Below are 20,605 nucleotides of genomic sequence, written 5' to 3'. Positions count from 1 at the left end.
GCCAATAGTTTTATTCTTGCTACTACAATTACCTTACATAGACTTAGGCAGGCAGGGTATGTATTCTTGTCCGACTACTACCAAAAGGTTAAAATCAAAACTTAAAGAACCGCCGTATACCGAACGGAACGTACGGTGGTGTGAGAGGACAGATAGGGAAGTAATCCCTATCTTCCTCGATTAATAGCTTAATTTTTTTATTGGATCAGCTTCTCGGTTATAAGCAATCACTTTGATTTCATTAGGTAGAACCTTGCTATTAAGTTTTTGATTTTTTGTCTTGTCATGAATCCTGAATGAGACAGGGATTAAAACCTCTTGTTTTTTCATTGGTTTTTGGATTTCCCATGCAGGTGCACTGGCTATTACCCGCAGTACTTCATCATTCAACTCTTCAGATACTCCTTGAGAAATGGAAGAACCAGTAATATTTCCATTTTCATCCAATACCAGCTTTGTAATCACTGTGCCCATGTCATTATTTTGACGAGCAATTGAAGGGTATTACAAGTTCTTCAATATATAAGTTCGAAAACTTTCAGTAGGTATGGCTGAAGTTGAAGTTATGTACTTATCTAAATCAAACTTTACAGGAATTCTTATAGTACTTTCTATTTTTTGTCCATCCTTTTCAGCTGGCACCCAGTTAGGGGAAGAAACTACGAGCCTAAGCGCTTCGTTGTCGCAATGATCTCCTATCCCTCTCAATAATTCAGGATTCTTTATTTTACCATTTGAATCTACAGTAGCAGCTATATACACTGTACCTTCTACCTTGAGTTGTTGAGCTTGAAGGGGATATTTTAAGTTTTCATTGATGTAAGTTTGCCAACTTGAAAGTCCACCTACTGGGCTTGCTACTTTGTCAACTTGATCACTTGTTGTAATGCCCCCTTGCGTATCTGTATCAATACTATTTTTAAATCTAATAGGAAGCCTCATCCTTACGTTTACTTGTGCTCCCCTTTGTGATCCAGGTGTCCAATCAGGTGCTTCAGCTAATACTCTCAATGCCTCTTTATCTAAACTTGGAGAAATGCCTCTAATAACTTCAAAATGATCTAACTTGCCTTCCTTAGAAACCACAAAAGCTACGTAAACAGTGCCTTCATCTCCAGACTCCTTAGCTTCCTGAGGATATTGTAAATTTGCTCGTAAGAATTCATTCCAACCTTCATAGCCATCCTTTGGTACTGGAGGAGCTTCGACCACATCGAATACTTCATCTCCTTTATATTTATTCAATGGATAATCAGAAAGGTTTGGTTGGAAAAAACCCAAAGACTCAGCGTTTTTGCTGGCTCCTTCAGAGAAATACAATTTTACAGATGAGCTATGTACCATAGCTCTCGGCTTTCCATTGATCTCTCCAGGCAACCACTTTGGCGCATCTGCAGAAGTTATTGCATCTAAGACTTTTTCATCTACACCAGCTCCGTAACTCTCCATTACTACTGGGTTAGTGATTTTTCCATGCTGATCTACAATAAACTCTATCTTGAAGTTGGACCCGAGGCCTAACTCTCTATCCTTTACAGAGATTTCATCATTTATTTTGTCTAAAAGGTAATTGTGCCATTTATTTGAGTCTTCTGGACGTGGAGCTAGATTAGCCTGACTTGAAAATGGAACATCACCGTAAGATTTTGACATTTTTGAGTTTTTCTTAAGCTCTTTTATAAGGCTTCTTACTTTTAAATATTCTTCATCAGATGAAATATTGGAGAATTCATAAACTAATTCACCAAGTTGGGCAGTCAATCGGTCTCCTTCTCTTGGACCAATAAGTTCATAATGTTTTGGATTTGCTACGCGTTTTACTTTGATGGAGACATCAATTGAATCTTGTGAGGATACCAACTGTTGTTTGATGTTTTCTACTTTTTCCGTATCACCATGCATAAATATGGTCATACCAGATTTAGTCTTCATTGAAATTAATCCCATGAGCATCATAGTCAAGGGAAGTATCATTGTAAGCTTAAACCAGTTTGGTTTTGAGTTTTTCTTAATCATGAGGATTCTTTTAAGGGTTGTCGATCTAATAAAATAATTACCAATAGGAAGATCCATTCCCTTAAATGCAATCTTTGCGATTAACTTTGGATATGTCGATTTGTTGCTGGTCTGTTTGAGTACATTTTCATCGGCCAAATATTCATGAACATCTACTAAACCTGATTTCATGAGGTGAATTGCTGGATTGAACCAAAACAAAATTCCTAATACCTGATAAAATAAGATATCCCAAGTATGCTTTTGTTTGATGTGTTCTAATTCGTGTTTGAGGATTTGATCTGTTTCTTCTACTGTTAGATCCTCAGTTTCATCCCAAAAAAGCTTATTGAAATAGGAGAAAATAGGAGCTAAACCATATGTTGGAATCAAAAAATAGTTATCTCGAAGTTTATAAGTTGTTTGATACCAGCCTCGTTCTTGCATCAACCTCATTTGCATCAACTGCCAAAGTAAATTAAGTGTAAGTAATAAAACTACAGACAGATAAATTATAAGCAGGTAATCTTTGATTTCAAGTAAAACGGGGAGCTTGGTGCTCTGTACCGTAACTTCTGGAAGACCAAATGTTCCAACAACTTCATCGGGCACTTGATCTACTGATAGTGCCCGAAAAAGTTGAGAGTGCTCTATTGATATATCAGGCTTTTCAAATCCCACTGGAATTTCTACTAACGGAAAGAGTAAGGCTAAAATAGGAGTTACCAAAATATAAATTCTAGTAAGATTAAAAGCCTTTTCATTCCTTAGGAATACCCAATATATTCCAAAGAAGAAAAACAAGCAGAAAGTACTCTGCCAAATATAATCAACGAGAGCAGCCATGTGAGATCATTTTATTTTACTTCACCTTTGACCTCACTCATGATTTTTTCAATCTCTTTTACATCAAGGTTTTCATCTTTTGCGAAGAATGAAGCCAATTTGGTAAAAGAACCGTTGAAGTAACCTGAAAGCAAATTCTTAATAGAATGGCTTCTATACTCATCTTTTGTAACTATCGGGTAGTATTCATGCGACTTCCCATAAGCCTTGTGCTTTACAAAACCTTTTCTTTCAAGAATTCTAATGATTGTTGAAACGGTGTTGTAAGCTGGCTTTGGCTCTTCCATTTTCTCTAGAAGATCTTTTACGAATCCTTTTTCTACTTGCCAAAGGATTTGCATCACTTGCTCTTCAGCTCTTGTTAAATTTCTCATAATAGTGTTAAGTTTTAAATGATCCCTCAAATTATTGAGTTAGTTTTTTAATTCCAAATTTTGGGAACGAATCTTTTCTATTGGTATCTATAAAATTAGTGAATATACATTAGTTAAAAAAATAAAAACATAGTTATTTTAACTAAAAAAAACTCTCTAAGGTTAGAGAGTTAAATTTTGAGATTATTAAATATTAATATTTTAAGCAGTTCTCAGCTTTATAATACCTGTAGCATGTAGAAGTTTCACTACTGGGTAAGTAGGGTCAAACTCATACCACTTCACAGCAAAATTTGGTCTGTTCGGAAGTTTGTGATGGTTGTTTTGAAATAACTCACCCAGCATCAAGACATCTAACAACAAACTGTTTTTTGATTTATCATTATTGTCAAAGTTTGCATAGCCATATTTATGCCCGCTCCAATTCACAATAGCACCATGTACTGGTCCCATCAAAAAGTGAATAGGTAGCAAGAAATACATCCACCAATGAGTCCCAGGCAATTCAAATACTGAAATACAAAGGATATAAATCAAAGCATAGAATATCCCCCAACTCACTCTAGCCATCATGGAATCAGCTACTTTGTCAAATTTATTCCAATCTGGAACATCTTTGGAAAATCTTTCCTCAGGCTTTAGCCTAAAGCTAAAGTAATCATTGTAAATGTTTTTAGTCTTCCACATCATCGTGAATAGATTTTCGGTATGGTGTGGACTGTGTGGGTCTTTTGGTGTATCACTATAGGCATGATGCATTCTATGAAGGATCGCATAAGCTCTTGGTGACAAGTAACTACTGCCTTGAGTAACCCATGTAAAGATATAGAAAAATCTTTCCCAGAATTTTGACATGTAGAACATTTGATGAGCTGCGTATCTATGCAGAAAGAAGCTTTGGCAAAACAAAGAGAAGTACCAATGCAACAGGAAGAAAATAATTAATATCACTACTGAATTATGTTGATGTTGAGACACAAAGATAAAACCTATATCCTGAAATATAGGCGAGCTTGCGTAAAATTTTGAATTATTATGCATTTAACATCAAATTTTACTACATTCAGGAACGATTTCTGATAAATAAAGTGAGGTTTGAGTCTACATTTCAATATTTATAATTTTCACTTCAAAAAATAGATCATGAGCAAAGCAAAAGAAGCATGGGGCATTATAGTCCAATTGATTTTAGGAGGATTAGCTGTTTTGATAACAAGCTATTTATTACCTGGTGTTAGTGTAGAGGATTTTTTGACAGGAGTAGTTATTGCTGCACTTATCGCATTACTTAATATCACTGTCAAACCCATTTTGATTTTCTTAACTATCCCGATCACTATAGTTACCTTGGGATTGTTTTTGATTGTCATCAATGCTTTATTAATCTTATTATGCGCCGAAATAGTTCCAGGTTTCACTGTTGATGGCTTTTGGTGGGCGGTTTTGTTTGGATTGATTCTTGGCCTGATCAACTCCTTATTGGGTGTTTCTCTTGGTGGTATTCCTAACGTAAAATAGGGTGAATTACTTTTTGTAATAACGTCAAAAAAACACCTTTTCAATAAAAATAGCAAGCCATTATTCATTTTTGAGAATTGACTGGAAGGCTTCTATCATTTACTCTGTGGTAAAGTAGAAGCTTTCCATCCTTGTCTTTAACGCGATGTTGAAAATTTGATTTTTTGATATAAATAAGCAGGATATATACTTCTGGGTCAATTTTCTCATCTTTGATATAGTTGATTTCAAATACCTCACTGTCGAATTCAATGGCTGGCTGACAATGAATATTTGCGGCTTGCTCAATCATAAACAACTCTTCGGAAGGATCAATTCCAATCACCTTTTTTTGATCATTGATACCAATCGCAATAGTTCCACCAACAGTATTTGCAAATGCTACTAATGTTTTAGCAATTTTAAAACTATCATTTATCGTAAGTTTGAAATCCAAAATTTCCCCTTCACCCATATTTAAAAGCGCTTTTACACGGTCTGAATTTTTATTGGGCACAAACATTTTTTTTTAGATAAAGTGTTGTATATTAAATCTTTGAAACAAAATTTATCGAAGCATTGAAAATTATGCTTTTATATTAACGCGTTCCGTATTAAGTTGTCCACGTAAACCTAAAAATTTTTAAGCATGAAAAACCAAAATGAGGGATTTGATCCAGAAAATGTTGAAGCACTAAAAGAGGAATTGAAAGCTTCTGGAAAGTCGTTTAAAATTATAGAAGGAGAGGAAGAAAATTCAGACGAATTTGTCAATTTCCTATTTGTAGGCATGTATGAAGGAAAGGAAGTGATTTATGATGCGGCACTTTATACCTTGAGACTTCATCATTCTTCTGAAGTCTATGAATTGGCAGAGCATGAGGCTGCAAAGAAATTCCCGAATTTCAAAGGTATCCGCTATGAAGAAGATGAGAATGGCAATTTGAAACCTTTGAGTAGCGAAGATGAAGAAATAGGTTGGTTTATTACCGAAATCATCATGGACATAGAAGAAGAGGAGATTGTAAAGGTTCAGGAATTTATTGATATCGATACCCATCATGATTATGGTATTGGTTTAGATGCGGCATTGCACGTAGAATTTATCGATGAGAAGTTCATTGAAAAATTTGTCAAACAATTCAATGAAGATACCATAGCGTTGGATGAAACATTTTATGCATTTCAGTCAGAAGAGGAAGAAGAAGACATTGAAGATTAATTTAAGTTTTACATACGCTTAATTTAATCACTTAAAGCGTATCATTACGATGCTGAAGATTGCATTTTCACCCAATTATGCTCACCCACTTCCTGAAGGTCACCGCTTTCCAATGGAAAAATATGAGCTATTACCAGAACAGTTGCTGTATGAAGGAACAGTAAAAGAGGATAGTTTTTTTGTTCCTGACGATTTTGGAGAAGAGTGGATTATTTATTCACATGAAGTAGCGTACTATGAGAAATTGAAAAACCTTTCACTTTCCAAATCAGAGATTCGGAAAACTGGATTTCCTCTTTCTCATGCCCTTGTTCAAAGGGAGGTTCAAATCATGAATGGTTCTATACAAGCATGTTTGTTTGCAATAGACCATGGTATAAGTATGAATATCGCAGGGGGAACTCATCATGCTTTTTCTGATAGGGGGGAAGGCTTTTGTCTTCTCAATGATATAGCTGTATCAGCCAATTATTTGATAGCCAATCAATATGCAGATCGTGTACTAGTGGTTGATTTGGATGTACATCAAGGAAATGGAACAGCACAGATGCTAAAGAATGAACCTAAAGCTTTCACCATGAGCATGCATGGGCAAGCCAACTACCCTTTGCACAAAGAAGTATCAGATCTTGACATAGGGCTTGCGGACGGTACTTCTGATGAAGAGTATCTAGAAATATTAGAAAAACATTTTTATCCAATCCTAGATGCTTTCCAACCAGATTTTATCATCTATCAATGTGGGGTAGACGTATTGAAAAGTGATAAATTGGGTAGGCTTGGGATGAGTATAGCAGGCTGTAAGATGCGGGATCAAATTGTCCTTCAAGCTGCAAAGGTAAATATGGTTCCAATTATGTGCTGTATGGGAGGAGGATACTCTCCTCGAATTGCGGATATTATAGAAGCTCATGCCAATACTTATAGACTAGCACAAGACTTGTTCTTTTAACCCAAATTAACAAACTCGGAATCTTTAATGATTTGTAGAATAGATTCTTTGTTTATATTTGCGCCAATCAATAATCAATATTTAGAACCATCGTGAAGAAATTATCAAAAGTATTAGGTGTATTAGGATTTGCAGCTGTTGTATTTTCCTCTTGTGACAAGTCTACAAATAGCACAGCTTCAAATGAAGCTACCGAAGAGTCACAAGAAGTAAGCATTACCGATTTGAAAATTGCTTATATTTTGACTGATAGTGTGATTGCAAATTTTGATTTGTTTAAAGACAAGTCTGGTCAAATTACAGAAAAAGGCAAGAAGTTTGAATCTGAATTGGGAAGTAGAGCAAGAGGTTTCGAACAAGAAGTAGCTAATTTTGAGCAATCTGCTGGTACCATGACTCCAAATCAAGCAAGGGCAAAACAAGAAGATTTGATGAAGAAAGAAAGAAACTTGGTTACCTATAGAGATAATCTAATGCAAGAATTGCAAAGTGATGAGTCTCAGCTTTACAGTGATGTGATCGACAAGATTCAGGAATTTTTAACGGAATACGCTGAAGAAAATGATCTAGAAATGATTCTTTCATACACTAGAGGTGGTGCAGTGTGGTATTCTAAAAAATCACTGGATATCACAGATAAAGTAACAGCTGGCCTTAACGCCAAGTATGCATCAAGCAAAACTGAAGGGGCAAAATAATTTACTACTCAAATATCTTATTATTATAAAGCTCGGAATTTCCGGGCTTTTTTCATGTTGAAGAAATTGATACTTTTGTAGTCCTTTTAATAAACATGAAAATTCTATAATTCATAATTCTAAAAGATTGTCAATCGATAAGCAAATAAAAATAACATATGAAAATCACAGAATTTCTAAAGCATAATTACAGACATTTCAATGCAGCGGCTTTGATAGATGCAGCTGAAGGATATAAGACTCATATTGATAAAGGTGGCAAGATGATGGTGACTTTGGCTGGAGCAATGTCTACAGCAGAGCTTGGTATATCTTTAGCGGAAATGATCCGTCAAGATAAAGTTCAAATTATCACTTGTACAGGAGCTAACTTGGAAGAAGATGTTTTCAACTTGGTAGCTCATGATTATTATGAGAGGATTCCAAATTATAGAGATTTATCTCCAGAGGAAGAGAATGAGTTGCTTGCAAGACATATGAATAGGGTTACGGATACTTGTATCCCTGAAATGGAAGCAATGCGTAGAATAGAGGATGTGATTTTGGAAGAATGGGTCAAAGCCGACCAAGCTGGTGAGGCTTATTTTCCTCATGAGTTTTTCTACAAAATTCTACTTTCAGGGAAGCTTGATAAATCATTCCAGATAGATCCTAAAAACAGTTGGCTATTGGAAGCTGCTAAGAAAAACCTTCCGATCATCGTGCCTGGATGGGAAGATTCTACATTAGGAAATATGTATGCAGGACATGTGATCTCTGGAGATATCAAAGATGTACATACTGTCAAAGGTGGAATTCAATACATGATGTTTTTGGCTGATTGGTATACAAATAATGCCAAGGAAGACAGCACCGTTGGTTTCTTCCAAATCGGTGGTGGAATCGCAGGAGACTTCCCGATTTGTGTAGTTCCTATGCTTCACCAAGATCTTCAGAGAGACAATGTACCTCTGTGGGGTTACTTTTGTCAAATCTCTGACTCTACTACCTCTTACGGATCATATTCAGGTGCGGTACCAAATGAGAAAATCACTTGGGGTAAATTAGGTATTGAAACACCTAAATACATTATAGAATCTGATGCAACAATTGTAGCTCCGCTTGTATTTGCGATAGTTTTGGATCAATAATTGTTATGTTTTTAGCATGATTGAAATTAACAGTATGAATAATTTTCTAAGAGCAAGCGGGATATTTCTGCTTGCTTTTTCTTTTGCTATTCATTCCATAGCTCAAGAAGTAGTACCACTTAAAGCATTGAACACTCCTTATGATGAACAACATCCTGTTTTTTCGCCTAATGGAGAATTGTTTTATTCTGTCGGTTTTCATCCCAGTAATAAGGGAGGTAGCACCGATCTGGGAGATATTTGGATGGCAAAACAATCTGCAGGTGGAGATTGGCTCGCTCCAACACACATACCGTCTCTTTCCACTACTGGAAATGATGTAGTGGTAGGTTTTCCTGATGCTTTGACAATCTATGTATATCATAGTGGAGACGGTGTTCAGATGAAGCAAGGAATCCATCAATATGCTAGATTCGGGTCAGATTGGAATTATGTGAGAATGCTTTCTATGGGTAATTTTCGGAACCAAAGTAGCCATTTCAGTGGGAGATTAAGTGTAAATAATAAAGTAATCATCATGGCTATTAATACATATGGATCCTATGGTAATGAAGACCTTTATATTTCAGAGATAATCCGTGAGGGTGTTTGGAGCTCACCCGTCAACCTTGGGTCAGATGTGAATACTTTCGGTCAGGAGTTGACCCCTTCAATTTCTTCAGACCTATCTATCATTTATTTTTCGAGTAATTCAAATACTTCAGGTAGAGGTAGAGATGTATATATGGCAAAAAGGCAAGGAGATGGATGGGGCGAATGGTCAAGTCCAATTCCGCAATCTCAAGTGAATTCTGAAGGCGCTGAATTGAGTTATTTTGTTTATGATTCAGAAAATGAACATGCAGTGTTTACAAGCACTAAGAATTCTGAAGGATTTGGTGACCTTATGCTGGTGGCTCATGAAGTGAATGAAGATAAGGAAGAGGAAGAGGTTAAAACAATTGGCGAAATCCTTCAAGAAGAGGATAAAGTTAAATCGACAGACCTGCCTGACTCCACGGTACTTTATACTCAAAGTCCGCTGACTGTCAAGGAGAGTGAAACTCAAGAAGAAGTCGTTGAAGAGGTGACTCAGATAGCTGATACTGTAGTTATAATAGAATCACCAGAAGCAAATGATACAATTACATTCAATTCAGAAAGGTCAAAGGTTCAGTTTTTAGTTAAAGATGCTTCAACCTTTGAGGAAATTAGCTACAGCTTAGCTATGACCAACAAACAGGGTTTGAAGGTTTCGGTAGAAAGCGCAGAGACATTGGAAACTGCGATGGATCATAAACAACTTGTAAGCTTTACAATAGCTAGTCAGGGATACATTCCTGTGACATTAAGTCCTGACGTTTTGAATGAAAACCTTATTGATATTAGCCTTACACCAGTTAAATCAGGAGCATTGATGGTTTTGGAAAATATTCAATTCAATAGAGGTACGGCTGATTTTGCTGATGCACCATCTATTAGTCAGCTTGATGAATTGGTGGATTTCATGAAATCAAATCCAAATGTGACAGTTCGGCTAGAAGGACATACCGATAATGCCGGAGATCCTCAACTCAACAAGGAATTATCCATGCAGCGGGCATCCAAAATCAGAGGGTACCTCACGCTGAAAGGGGTGGAGTTCGAAAAGGTAAGGATTGCAGGCTGGGGTGGAACTAGACCAGTGGCTGATAATGGTACAGAAGAGGGAAGGGAAAAAAACAGAAGAGTAGAATTTATAATTGATAGAATAAACTGATTTAAGATGTTCGAGTTTAATCAAGAGAAGCATTATCCCAAAGAGACAGAGAGTAGGGTAGTTGTAAGGTTTCAAGATTGCGACCCACTTCAGCACCTCAATAATGCAAAGTATTTCGATTATTTTTTCAATGCGCGAGAAGACCAAGTTCCTAAGCTCTATGGTGTTGAAATGATAGATTTTATCAAAAAATACAATGCCGCATGGGTGGTGTACAATCACAACATTTCTTATGTGCGTCCTGCCAAAGTAGGTGAATGGGTAAGAATCAGGAGTAGAATCCTATGGTACAATCACAATACAGTGCTGGTTGAGTATTATATGACTGATGATACTCAAAAGGAACTCAAAACTTTACTTTGGACCACGATGAGGTATGTGACCATCAAAGAAGGATTGTCTACAGATCACAAAGGTGCTGTTTTAGAATTTCTCAAAGCTACTTCTGAGAATGTCGATATTCAAGACCTATCGATAAACCAAAGGGTGAAACAGTTGAAATCAAAGCTAGTAGGTTCTTAAGAATACTCGTTTGATCGTTCATTTTTAGACAGGATTTGTACACTTCCGTACAAGTCCTGTCTTATTTTTTTTGGTTCAGAGATACTGTAAAAAAAAATGAAATTAAGTTTTCTTAATTTTCACCAGTTGATGCAACCTTTGCATGACCATGATTTTTTAAGATTTGTCTCATTTGTGTATCACAATCATACAAGTGAACATATGATTGTTATGAAAATGATACAGTTTTATTAAAAACTGGTTTTAAATTTTAGTTAACAAATCATAAGATGTATAAATTCAGGGAATTACATTAAGGGGGTTTCAGTGCCAAGGATTTTTTTTGGTACAAATGCTGGATAATGGTATGTATCCAACAAACCAAAAATACAGCTATTATGAAAACTTTAATGACACTAGCCATGGTACTTTCAATGAGTATTGCAAGTATGGCAAACGAAGGAATTGTAAATGTAAATGCAGCAAGTAATGTTAAGGTAAAAGGTAAATCTTTTACCCTATCACTAGATGAATCTCTTGGGAAAGTAAGAGTAGTGATTTCAAATCCTCAAGGAAAGAAAATTCATCAACAAATTTACTTTCTTGATGAGAATACCAATGTACCTTTCAACTTATCAAGTTTGCCAGATGGGACTTACAAAGTAGAAGTTTCCAGCCTTGATAAAAAGAATGTGGTAGGTAAGACAAAGTATGATGTAAATATTGCTAATCCAGCCCCTATATCACTGCCTTTGATGGCCTCTTATAAAGCTCTAGATGATAACAAGGTAAAGTTGTCTGTAGTAGGGCTTGAAATCTCTGGCTTAGCAGTAAAAATCAAAAATGCTAAAGGAGTGATTATTCACAAAGAGTTCATCAACGAAAATGCTGGATTTCATAAGATTTATAATTTTCAAAAATTAAACACAGAAGGATTTACAATGGAGCTGGTAGATGCTAAAGGTAGGTCCAAGACCTTGGAACTTTAAGCTACAAAAATAGAGTTGACAAAAGGCAATCAAGAGATGGTTTGATTGCCTTTTATCTTGTTTATATTGATCTCAACTTTTTTCAATTTTTTACGCGCCCAAGATTTACATTAGCGGTTATTTGAAGTAATTTTTTTTCTTCAATTTTGAAAGTAAATCTTCTCACTTCGAGTTTTGAATTAGTCTCCGAAAATCTAACACTTAAATCTAGGTTCAAAATCATCCTGAAAGTAGTTGTTAATGTTTGGAGAAAAATGTTTGAAGTCAGGAGTCTGTTTGAGAAATCAATTTTAAAACAAAATAAAAATGCATTACAGAAACCAATTTACATTATTGCTTTTTGCCTTATTTGTATGGTCAAATTTCACTTATGCACAAGAGGGAATTGACTTAGAAATCATGTACAAAATCAAGAATGAAGGGATGAGAAATTCTCAAATTCAAGAATTATCATTTCATTTGACAGACCTTATGGGCCCAAGACTTTCTGGTTCCACCAATCTTCGAAGGTCTAGAGAATGGACTGCTGAAAAGTTCAAGGAATGGGGATTAGAGAATGTAAAGATAGATTCATATGGTGAATTTGGTAGAGGTTGGGATGTGAAGAAGTCTTATATAGCTATGAAGGATCCTTATTATGCTTCAATCATAGGCCACCCAAAAGCATGGACAGATGGTACAAATGGCTTGATTTCATCAGAAGTTATGCTAGTTGATATTCAAAAGGAATCAGATATCGATCAATATAAAGGAAAGCTTTCTGGTAAAGTGATAATTGTACCTACAACTTTGTCAACTTCTCCAGCATTTGAAGCAGAAGCTAGAAGGTTGACAGAGGAAGATTTGGAAGCAAGAAAAGCCGTGACTATTGGTGGTCAAGGAGGAGGTAGATATTCACCTCAGCAGATGGAGCGAATGAGACTTCAACGAGAACTAGATGCCAAAGTGAATGATTTTCTTTTGGAAGAGGGTATTGCTTTGAGGTTGACAGGTACTAGAGGGAATTTTGGTACAGTTTTCCATACAAGAGCAGGATCATTTAGCAAAGACAAAAAGAAAACAATACCAGAGATGGAGATTGCTTTAGAGCATTTTGGAAGAATTGAAAGATTGATCAAGAATGGCCAAAAAGTAACGATAGATGCCGAAATCGAAGTTGAATGGCTAGATGATGATTATAAAGGGTACAATGTACTTGCAGAGATTCCAGGTACTGATAAGACATTAAAGCCAGAGCTTGTGATGCTTGGCGCGCACCTTGATAGCTGGCATGCAGGAACTGGAGCCAATGATAATGCTGCTGGCGTAGTTGTGATGATGGAAGCAATTAGAATTCTGAAGTCCATTGGTGTACAGCCACGCAGAACAATTAGAATAGCGCTTTGGGGTGAAGAGGAGCAAGGACTTTTTGGATCAAGAGGCTATGTGCAAAAATATGTAGCCGATAGACAGACCAAAGACAAAAAAGGTGAGTGGGATAAAATTTCTGCTTACTATAATGTCGATAACGGATCAGGAAAAATCAGAGGTATTTATTTAGAAGGTAATGACCAGTTAATCCCTGTTTTCGAAAAGTGGTTTGAGCCATTTCATGAGATGGGCGCCAAGACTATCACTAGAAGAAATACTGGTTCCACGGATCACGTAGCCTTTGATGCTGTTGGTGTTCCTGGCTTTCAATTTATTCAAGATCCAATAGATTATGGCAGAGGTTATCATACCAACATGGATCTTTACGAAAGAATGCAACAAGGTGATATGACTCAAGCAGCAATCATCGTGGCCGCAATGGTGTATAATACAGCACAAAGAGATCAAAAATTACCTAGAAAATCTTGGGATTAAGGTTTGAAGCCTTCAAGAATTAAAAAAGGGATCATAGAAGGTCCCTTTTTTAATTCAAGATTCTTTGCAAGTGGTATTTATATTTTCTTTTTTTAAGCTTTACAATTCAATTGTGGTTTAATATCTAAATCCTTCAAGGATTACTCAATTTTCAGACTATTTACTAAAGAACATATTCCTCAAAAAGCTTTGTTTTTATACATTAAGATTTGATTAAAAAATGGACTTTTAGTCCTTCAGTTTGAAGAAACACCGTATATTGGTATATTGAAAACAGAAAATTTTCTAACGAATCAACAATTTATATTGATATAAACCCAATAAAGAATGCAGAGCATACCAAGAACTATTTTTAATCAAGAACATGAAATGTTCAAGCAATCAGTAAGAGATTTTATTGATAAAGAGATCAAGCCTTTCAATTCAGAGTGGGAAAAGCAGAAGATGGTTTCTAAATCATCCTGGAAAGCATTGGGTGACAATGGGTTTCTATGTATGAGCGCACCAGAATCATATGGAGGATTAGGTTTGGAGGATTTTAGGTATTCAGCTTTATTTATAGAAGAGCTTGGTTTAAGTGGATGTTCTGGACCAGCTATAGGTTATCCGCTTCATTCGGAAATTGTATTTCCTTATGTTTTGCATTATGGTAGCGAAGAAGCTAAGCAAAAATACATTCCCCTGATGATTTCAGGTGAGATGGTGTCTGCCGTAGCCATGACCGAGCCAGGGGCAGGTAGTGACCTTCAAAACATCAAAGCAACTGCCATGGACAAAGGAGATCATTATGTTCTCAATGGAACCAAAACATTCATCACCAATGGGTATTTATGTGATCTAGTCGTAGTAGCTGCCAAGACAGACCCAACTTTAGGAGCGAAAGGAATTAGTCTGTTTTTGGTAGATTCGGAAATGGAAGGTTTTTCGAAGGGTGTTCCTTTTGAAAAAGTTGGCTTACATGCTCAAGATACTTGTGAACTTTTCTTTGAAGATGTAAAGGTTCCTAAAACAAATCTTCTTGGCAACATTGGTGATGGATTTAAATACTTGATGACAGAACTTGCCCAAGAACGCCTTGTAGTTGCTTTAGCAGCATTAGCATTAGCTGAAGGTACATTTCATGCAACTGTAGAATATGTCAAGCAAAGGCCAGCATTTGGAAAAACTATTGCTGATTTTCAAAATACAAGATTCAAGATAGCTGAAATGTCAGCAAAGCTAGAAATGGCCAGGATTTATTTAGATCAATTGGTGATGCTTCATAACGATAAAAAAGTGGACTCAGCAATGGCTTCAGCAGCTAAATACTCCATGACAGAGCTACAATGTGAAGTAGCAGATGAATGTGTTCAATTGCACGGTGGGTATGGCTATATGTGGGAATACCCCGTAGCTAGAGCATATGCAGATGCTCGTGTGCAGCGTATCTATGCTGGTACAAACGAAATTATGAAAGAACTTATCGCAAGGAAAGTGTTGAAATAAATTATAAATTCAATCAGATAGTATTTCTTCTTGAAATTTAAACATCCTATTAACCTTATGAATGGTGTTTTAACAGTTTGGAATCAAGCTTAATTCATGTATTTTACTTCCTGATTTAATATGAAAAATAACCGTTAATTTCTTTTTTAAGAATAAGACGATAAACAGAACAATGTTAAATACCGTTAAACTATTGTTAACCCAAAATAGATATTATTCATGCAAGACTTTCCATGGTTCAAATTTTATCCCTCGGCAGTAGACAAAGAAATAGATGTCCAAGCGTACTCATCTGTAGTCGATCTTTTTGATGAAAGTGTAAAAAAGTATGGAGATGCAATAGCCTATGAATGTATGGGCAAAACCATTACTTTCAATCAAGTAGATGCATACTCAAAAGTATTTGCGTCATATCTTCAGAATAATTTAAAAATGAAAAAAGGGGATAGGGTGGCCATTCAAATGCCGAATTGTTTGCAATATCCTGTTGCCATGTTCGGTGTGTTGAGAGCTGGAATGATTGTAGTAAATACCAATCCTCTTTATACTGCTAATGAAATGAAGCATCAGTTTACTGATGCGGGAGTCGAAGCCATTGTGATACTTGCAAATTTCGCTTCAAATCTTCAGAAAATAAGAAAAGACATTCCAGCTAAGCATGTAATTGTAACGGAGCTAGGTGATATGTTAGGTGGAATTAAGGGGTGTATTGTAAATCTAGTTGTGAAATACATCAAAAAGATGGTTCCAGCATATGATTTGCCAAAGGCAATCAAATGGAAACAAGTAATGTCATCAGCTCAAGGTAGTGGATTCAAAAAAGAATCACTTTCTCTACAAGATACAGCATACTTACAGTACACTGGAGGTACCACGGGTGTTTCCAAAGGAGCTGAATTGACACATGGGAACATAGTGGCCAATATGCAGCAGATTTCAGCTTGGATGAAGCCTAAGCTAAAAGAGAATGAAGAAATTGTCATCACCGCACTACCTCTTTACCACATCTTTGCTTTGACTGTAAATTGCCTTGCAATGATGAAAATAGGTGCTCATAATGTCCTGATTACCAATCCAAGAGATATGCCTGGTTTTATCAAAGAATTAGGGAAGCACAAGTTTACAGTTTTTACTGGAGTGAATACCTTATTCAATGGATTGCTAAATCAAGAAGCTTTTGCAAGCTTGGATTTTTCATCGTTAAAAATTGCTGTTGGTGGAGGCATGGCAGTTCAGAAAGCGACAGCGGAAAAATGGATGAAAGTAACAGGCACACCATTGGCAGAAGGATACGGACTTACTGAAACGTCCCCAGTTGCAACTTGCAACCCAATAGATGGAACCGAAAGAATTGGGACTATTGGAATTCCGCTCCCACAGACCGACATCAAAGTGATAGATGACGAGGGTAATGAGCTTGGTGTAGGTGAAAAAGGAGAACTATGCATCAAAGGTCCTCAGATCATGAAGGGGTATTGGAACAGGCCAGACGAAACAGAAAAAGTAATGGAAGGAGAATGGTTCAAATCCGGAGACATTGCAGTGATAGATGAAGATGGATTTGTGAAAATAGTCGACAGGAAGAAAGAAATGATTCTTGTGTCTGGTTTTAACGTATATCCAAATGAAGTTGAAAATGTATTGGCATCACATCAAAAAGTGCTAGAAGTGGGGGTGATAGGCATGCCTGATGAAAAATCAACCGAGAAAGTAGTCGCCTATATTGTACCAAAAGACAAGTCAGTAACCTCAGAAGAGTTGATTGCCTTTTGTAGAGAAAATCTTACCAATTACAAAGTCCCTAAAGAGGTATATTTTGCAGATGAACTGCCAAAGACCAATGTAGGCAAAATACTACGTAGAAAGATAAAAGAGATGCATGAGGAGAAATTGAAGACAAAATAAGTGAAGGGCTAAGGTTTACATTAAAAGTTAAGCTTTAATTTTGCCTAGTAATAGCTTGCTCTTTGAATAGCACAATTGTGGAATACAAGAATGTGTGATATCAAGTAGCAAGCTTTTTTTATGAATATCAAAATTCAAAGCAGATATTCATATTTAATAGTTTCAAAATTGGAAAGCCTTGTGTTATTCAATAACTTCGTATTAAGATTAGAAAACAACAAGAATTGATGGATTTAAACAAACTTGACCAAGACCTGACGGCGATTGTAGAGAAGAGAATAGCATTGAGTAAAATCACCTATGCAGATGAAAAGTATGATGATATCGAAGAAGAGCTTCATGATTTAGAAGATGATTTCAATGAGGAGTATGGTGATGAGTTAGAAGCCGAGTTAGATAAGATTTACAAAAAGCTTAAATCTGATAATGATGTTTTACTTCCTTCAGCATATTTGGCTAATTCTTACGTGCCAATGCTTCCAGATGCAAATGGCACAGTTTCTTATGAGGTAAAAGGGCCACAAGGAGTTCCAGTAGAGTCTGACCAGTTTGAAAACCAGGATGTAAGGATTGTTTTGATTCCAAATCCATGTAGATTTGTAATGCAGATCAATGGTGTTTCACTCAAAGATCTGTGGAGAGCAAGGTAACATTGAGTTGAAAATAAAATATAACCCATAGCTGATAGATTCTAAATCAATACTCAGCTATGGGTTTTTCATTTTTTAAAAGCCTAATTTTTCTCTTACAGCTGTCAAGATTTTTTGAGCTTCAACTTTTGCCTTGATTTCACCTTCGGCAAGTTTTGCATCAAGTATTTCTGGATTTGACATATAGTGATCAAAAGCCGCTCTCTCTTTGCTGAATTTATCCAGAATCAACTCAAGAAAGGCCGACTTCGCATGACCATATCCAAAGTTGCCCGCCAAGTATTTTTCCCTCAATGAAAGTGTTTCTTCAGTATTTGCGATGAGGCTATACAATTTAAAAACATTGCATGTGTCTGGATCTTTCGGTTCTTCCAATGGTGTGCTATCAGTGATGATGGTATTGATGTTTTTCTTTAATTGTTTTTCAGGGAGAAAAATATCAATGATATTGTTATAAGATTTGCTCATCTTTTGACCGTCTGTTCCTGGGATGATTTTTACAGATTCACTTATCCTTGCTTCTGGGATAGTCAATAAGTCTTCCTCTAGTAGCCTATTGAAAGTACTAGCGATGTCACGGGTAATCTCTAGATGCTGAAGTTGATCTTTGCCTACAGGAACCAAATCCGCACTGTACATTAAGATATCCGCAGCCATTAGCACAGGGTAAGTGAATAGTCCAGCATTTACATCAGCCAATCTATTTGATTTGTCCTTGAAGCTATGGGCATTTGCAAGCATAGGGTACGGAGTGAAACAACTCAAGTACCAAGTCAATTCTGTCACCTCAGGGATTTGAGATTGCCTGTAAAAAACTGTTTTTTCAATATCTAACCCAAATGCTAGCCATGCAGCAGCTACAGCCCTTGTGTTCATTTTTCTCAATTCACCATCCTTGATAGTTGTCAATGAGTGCATGTCTGCAATAAAAATAAAAGATTCACTTTGCTCTTGCTTTGTTAATGCAATAGCAGGTATGATAGCACCTAAGATATTTCCTAGGTGTGGTCTTCCCGAACTCTGGATTCCTGTAAGTACTCTTGCCATTAAATTTAAAATTTTGGCGCAAATTAATTAAATATGAGTAGAATTCGCTCGATTTTTGACGTTATTTGTCTATATGAAAATCCCCGTGTTTAGGTTACTTGCCCTATTTGTTTGCTTTGGCTTTGCAAAAGTCTCTACAGCTCAAGATTTTGAGAGAAATTTACTCTTTTGGGAAAATAGGATTATTGATGTGGGTACCATTCTTCAAGAGAATGGTCTCGTGGAAGTTGAGTTTCTTGGTCTGAATCAAACAGATTCTGCAATAGTAATTACAGATGTGATTACAGACTGTGGTTGTACTGCTACTTCATATGATAAAGATTCGATTCCTCAAAGTAAAGTCAGTAGCATCAAAGTAAGTTATGATCCAGATTATCTAGGTGGTCCGTTCACAAAGATGATCATAGTCCGAACCAACCAAGACATATATGGAGATACCTTGTACCTAAGAGGAGTTAATGTCACCATGCCGGAAGATATTGTCGCAGGCTATCCACATAAATATGGCGCTATTGGCTTTCGACTTCCTGTGATTAATATGGGTAATGTCTATACCAATGAGCCAAAGACGAAGATGATAGAAGTCTATAATTTCGGCAAAGATTCACTGAAGTTAACAGGACATGAGTTGGAAATAGAAGATGACTTTATTACCACTTATCTTTCTCCAGAAGCTATTGCTCCTGATTCTAGAGGGCTGATAGTATTAGAATATAGTGCGTCTATAAGAAATGATTTTGGTTTTTTAAACGATCAAGTACTGTTTCATTTCAATACTTTGGCAGAGCCTGTAAGGATGAGTTTAATTGCTAATCTATTTGAATACTTTGATCCAATCCCTAAAAGTATGGAGCTTGAGGTTCCTAGATTGGGAATACAAGAAATTGACATTGATTTGAAAGAAATTAGATCAGGTCAAAATGTGAAGAAAACAATTCAAATCACCAACATTGGTGGAGAACCTTTAGAAATAAGAAAATTAACGACTACCTGTGATTGTGTTCAAGCCAATCTGGGAAATTATGAAATAGGTGTAAATGAAAGTACAAGTTTGGAGTTTAATTTTGATACGAGAGGAAGAAAAGGGATAGATCATAAGCATATTACCATTTTTTCCAATGATCCTATCAATCCAATAAGAACAATTGTAATAAAAAGCAATATAAAATAAAGAATTGTTAATATAAGAACATTGTGGCATAGTTTTCGTTAGATTTATTATAGATTTTTGAAAGAATCTAGTTTTTCAAAAGTCTATTAAATAAACTTTATTTTCACTTAAAAAATTTAAGACATGAGTTCTACAAAATTTCTTTTAGGCGCTCTATTAGGTGCAGCAGTCGGTGTACAAGTAGGTATTTTGATAGCTCCAGATAAGGGTGTAAACACAAGGAAAAAACTAGGAAAAAAAGGCAGCGCTTACATTGATGATGTAAACGGTAAAGTAAATAGCTTCATCGATGGACTCAGCAAAAAAGTAGATGAGGCTAGTCAGGAAGTTGATAAGCTTGCAAAAAAAGCAAAATCTGAAGTAGATAAGTTATCGAAATAATCAGATTTCAAATTTTATAAAAAGAGGCAATCAGTAATGATTGCCTTTTTTAATTGTGTGCCGTGCATGGTAACTAACTAGGTGGTGAAAGTCCACTGTGGGGGTTTGTAATCGCCAACCACTAGCCAAGAGCAAGGGTGTCCAATGCGAAGTGGAATCTGAAGGAAGCTGGCGGCAAA

Annotated in this window: 20 protein-coding genes; 14 read left to right on the top strand and 6 right to left on the bottom strand. The window is 36.2% G+C overall.

Features of this window, described 5'->3' with window-relative positions:
• Positions 1–180: 180 nt before the first annotated feature.
• The 4 genes from MM239_RS18320 to MM239_RS18305 all read right to left on the bottom strand — a co-directional run bounded on the left by MM239_RS18320 (position 181) and on the right by MM239_RS18305 (position 4,166).
• Positions 181–495, bottom strand: coding sequence for a TonB family protein (locus MM239_RS18320; protein ID WP_317235648.1), 315 nt, complete (start codon positions 493–495; stop codon positions 181–183).
• Positions 496–504: 9 nt separating this feature from the next.
• Positions 505–2,841: a M56 family metallopeptidase gene (locus MM239_RS18315; RefSeq protein ID WP_241349720.1), complete on the bottom strand. Its 2,337-nt coding sequence runs from the start codon at positions 2,839–2,841 to the stop codon at positions 505–507.
• 11 nt (positions 2,842–2,852) lie between these two features.
• Positions 2,853–3,215, bottom strand: coding sequence for a BlaI/MecI/CopY family transcriptional regulator (locus tag MM239_RS18310; RefSeq protein WP_241349719.1), 363 nt, complete (start codon positions 3,213–3,215; stop codon positions 2,853–2,855).
• A 201-nt stretch (positions 3,216–3,416) separates the two neighbouring features.
• Complete coding sequence (locus MM239_RS18305; RefSeq protein ID WP_241349722.1) at positions 3,417–4,166, bottom strand: acyl-CoA desaturase; 750 nt, start codon at positions 4,164–4,166, stop codon at positions 3,417–3,419.
• A gap of 192 nt (positions 4,167–4,358) precedes the next feature.
• Here MM239_RS18305 and MM239_RS18300 point away from each other — a divergent pair, with 192 nt between their 5' ends.
• Positions 4,359–4,733 carry a phage holin family protein gene (locus MM239_RS18300; RefSeq protein ID WP_241349718.1) on the top strand — a complete coding sequence of 125 codons (375 nt, stop codon included), beginning with the start codon at positions 4,359–4,361 and terminating at the stop codon, positions 4,731–4,733.
• 64 nt (positions 4,734–4,797) lie between these two features.
• Here MM239_RS18300 and MM239_RS18295 read toward each other — a convergent pair whose 3' ends face one another.
• The gene (locus tag MM239_RS18295) at positions 4,798–5,235 is read right to left on the bottom strand and encodes an AlbA family DNA-binding domain-containing protein (RefSeq protein WP_241349717.1); all 438 of its coding nucleotides are present in this window, start codon (positions 5,233–5,235) and stop codon (positions 4,798–4,800) included.
• Positions 5,236–5,361: 126 nt separating this feature from the next.
• On the opposite strand from MM239_RS18295, the gene MM239_RS18290 reads away from it, so the two are divergent.
• The 11 genes from MM239_RS18290 (at position 5,362) to MM239_RS18240 (ending at position 17,827) form a co-directional block, all read left to right on the top strand.
• Positions 5,362–5,934, top strand: a complete 573-nt coding sequence (locus MM239_RS18290; protein ID WP_241349716.1) for a hypothetical protein — start codon at positions 5,362–5,364, stop codon at positions 5,932–5,934.
• 49 nt (positions 5,935–5,983) lie between these two features.
• Positions 5,984–6,886, top strand: a complete 903-nt coding sequence (locus MM239_RS18285; protein WP_241349714.1) for a histone deacetylase family protein — start codon at positions 5,984–5,986, stop codon at positions 6,884–6,886.
• Between the two features lie 92 nt (positions 6,887–6,978).
• Positions 6,979–7,584 (top strand): OmpH family outer membrane protein, encoded by a 606-nt coding sequence (locus MM239_RS18280; RefSeq protein ID WP_241349712.1) that lies wholly within the window; start codon positions 6,979–6,981, stop codon positions 7,582–7,584.
• Between the two features lie 158 nt (positions 7,585–7,742).
• The gene (locus tag MM239_RS18275; protein ID WP_241349711.1) at positions 7,743–8,714 is read left to right on the top strand and encodes a deoxyhypusine synthase family protein; all 972 of its coding nucleotides are present in this window, start codon (positions 7,743–7,745) and stop codon (positions 8,712–8,714) included.
• Positions 8,715–8,748: 34 nt separating this feature from the next.
• On the top strand, positions 8,749–10,452 hold the full coding sequence (locus MM239_RS18270) for an OmpA family protein (RefSeq protein ID WP_241349709.1): 1,704 nt from the start codon (positions 8,749–8,751) through the stop codon (positions 10,450–10,452).
• 6 nt (positions 10,453–10,458) lie between these two features.
• The gene (locus tag MM239_RS18265) at positions 10,459–10,974 is read left to right on the top strand and encodes an acyl-CoA thioesterase (RefSeq protein ID WP_241349708.1); all 516 of its coding nucleotides are present in this window, start codon (positions 10,459–10,461) and stop codon (positions 10,972–10,974) included.
• Between the two features lie 377 nt (positions 10,975–11,351).
• Positions 11,352–11,942: a DUF3244 domain-containing protein gene (locus MM239_RS18260; protein WP_241349707.1), complete on the top strand. Its 591-nt coding sequence runs from the start codon at positions 11,352–11,354 to the stop codon at positions 11,940–11,942.
• 306 nt (positions 11,943–12,248) lie between these two features.
• The gene (locus MM239_RS18255; RefSeq protein WP_241349706.1) at positions 12,249–13,787 is read left to right on the top strand and encodes a M20/M25/M40 family metallo-hydrolase; all 1,539 of its coding nucleotides are present in this window, start codon (positions 12,249–12,251) and stop codon (positions 13,785–13,787) included.
• Positions 13,788–14,114: 327 nt separating this feature from the next.
• Entirely contained in the window at positions 14,115–15,272 is a 1,158-nt protein-coding gene (locus MM239_RS18250; protein ID WP_241349704.1) for an acyl-CoA dehydrogenase family protein, read from the top strand.
• Positions 15,273–15,491: 219 nt separating this feature from the next.
• A complete protein-coding gene (locus MM239_RS18245) occupies positions 15,492–17,177 on the top strand; it encodes an AMP-binding protein (protein ID WP_241349703.1) in 1,686 nt (561 codons plus the stop codon).
• 227 nt (positions 17,178–17,404) lie between these two features.
• Positions 17,405–17,827, top strand: a complete 423-nt coding sequence (locus MM239_RS18240) for a hypothetical protein (protein WP_241349702.1) — start codon at positions 17,405–17,407, stop codon at positions 17,825–17,827.
• A gap of 75 nt (positions 17,828–17,902) precedes the next feature.
• On the opposite strand, the gene trpS is transcribed toward MM239_RS18240, so the two are convergent.
• Positions 17,903–18,874, bottom strand: coding sequence for a tryptophan--tRNA ligase (gene trpS / locus MM239_RS18235; protein WP_241349701.1), 972 nt, complete (start codon positions 18,872–18,874; stop codon positions 17,903–17,905).
• 73 nt (positions 18,875–18,947) lie between these two features.
• Here trpS and MM239_RS18230 point away from each other — a divergent pair, with 73 nt between their 5' ends.
• A complete protein-coding gene (locus MM239_RS18230) occupies positions 18,948–20,045 on the top strand; it encodes a DUF1573 domain-containing protein (RefSeq protein ID WP_241349700.1) in 1,098 nt (365 codons plus the stop codon).
• 123 nt (positions 20,046–20,168) lie between these two features.
• The gene (locus MM239_RS18225) at positions 20,169–20,426 is read left to right on the top strand and encodes a YtxH domain-containing protein (RefSeq protein WP_241349699.1); all 258 of its coding nucleotides are present in this window, start codon (positions 20,169–20,171) and stop codon (positions 20,424–20,426) included.
• The last annotated feature ends 179 nt before the right edge of the window (positions 20,427–20,605 follow it).

This window comes from Belliella filtrata (assembly GCF_022549775.1).
GTDB classification, from domain to species: domain Bacteria; phylum Bacteroidota; class Bacteroidia; order Cytophagales; family Cyclobacteriaceae; genus Belliella; species Belliella filtrata.
This window is presented reverse-complemented; position numbering and strand designations above follow the sequence as displayed.

Coding starts and splice junctions, on each gene's coding strand:
- MM239_RS18315 (WP_241349720.1), bottom strand. CDS start 2,841: ATGGCTGCTCTCGTTGATTATATTTGGCAGAGTACTTTCTGCTTGTTT.
- MM239_RS18310 (WP_241349719.1), bottom strand. CDS start 3,215: ATGAGAAATTTAACAAGAGCTGAAGAGCAAGTGATGCAAATCCTTTGG.
- MM239_RS18300 (WP_241349718.1), top strand. CDS start 4,359: ATGAGCAAAGCAAAAGAAGCATGGGGCATTATAGTCCAATTGATTTTA.
- MM239_RS18295 (WP_241349717.1), bottom strand. CDS start 5,235: ATGTTTGTGCCCAATAAAAATTCAGACCGTGTAAAAGCGCTTTTAAAT.
- MM239_RS18290 (WP_241349716.1), top strand. CDS start 5,362: ATGAAAAACCAAAATGAGGGATTTGATCCAGAAAATGTTGAAGCACTA.
- MM239_RS18285 (WP_241349714.1), top strand. CDS start 5,984: ATGCTGAAGATTGCATTTTCACCCAATTATGCTCACCCACTTCCTGAA.
- MM239_RS18275 (WP_241349711.1), top strand. CDS start 7,743: ATGAAAATCACAGAATTTCTAAAGCATAATTACAGACATTTCAATGCA.
- MM239_RS18270 (WP_241349709.1), top strand. CDS start 8,749: ATGAATAATTTTCTAAGAGCAAGCGGGATATTTCTGCTTGCTTTTTCT.
- MM239_RS18265 (WP_241349708.1), top strand. CDS start 10,459: ATGTTCGAGTTTAATCAAGAGAAGCATTATCCCAAAGAGACAGAGAGT.
- MM239_RS18260 (WP_241349707.1), top strand. CDS start 11,352: ATGAAAACTTTAATGACACTAGCCATGGTACTTTCAATGAGTATTGCA.
- MM239_RS18255 (WP_241349706.1), top strand. CDS start 12,249: ATGCATTACAGAAACCAATTTACATTATTGCTTTTTGCCTTATTTGTA.
- MM239_RS18250 (WP_241349704.1), top strand. CDS start 14,115: ATGCAGAGCATACCAAGAACTATTTTTAATCAAGAACATGAAATGTTC.
- MM239_RS18245 (WP_241349703.1), top strand. CDS start 15,492: ATGCAAGACTTTCCATGGTTCAAATTTTATCCCTCGGCAGTAGACAAA.
- MM239_RS18240 (WP_241349702.1), top strand. CDS start 17,405: ATGGATTTAAACAAACTTGACCAAGACCTGACGGCGATTGTAGAGAAG.
- trpS (WP_241349701.1), bottom strand. CDS start 18,874: ATGGCAAGAGTACTTACAGGAATCCAGAGTTCGGGAAGACCACACCTA.
- MM239_RS18230 (WP_241349700.1), top strand. CDS start 18,948: ATGAAAATCCCCGTGTTTAGGTTACTTGCCCTATTTGTTTGCTTTGGC.
- MM239_RS18225 (WP_241349699.1), top strand. CDS start 20,169: ATGAGTTCTACAAAATTTCTTTTAGGCGCTCTATTAGGTGCAGCAGTC.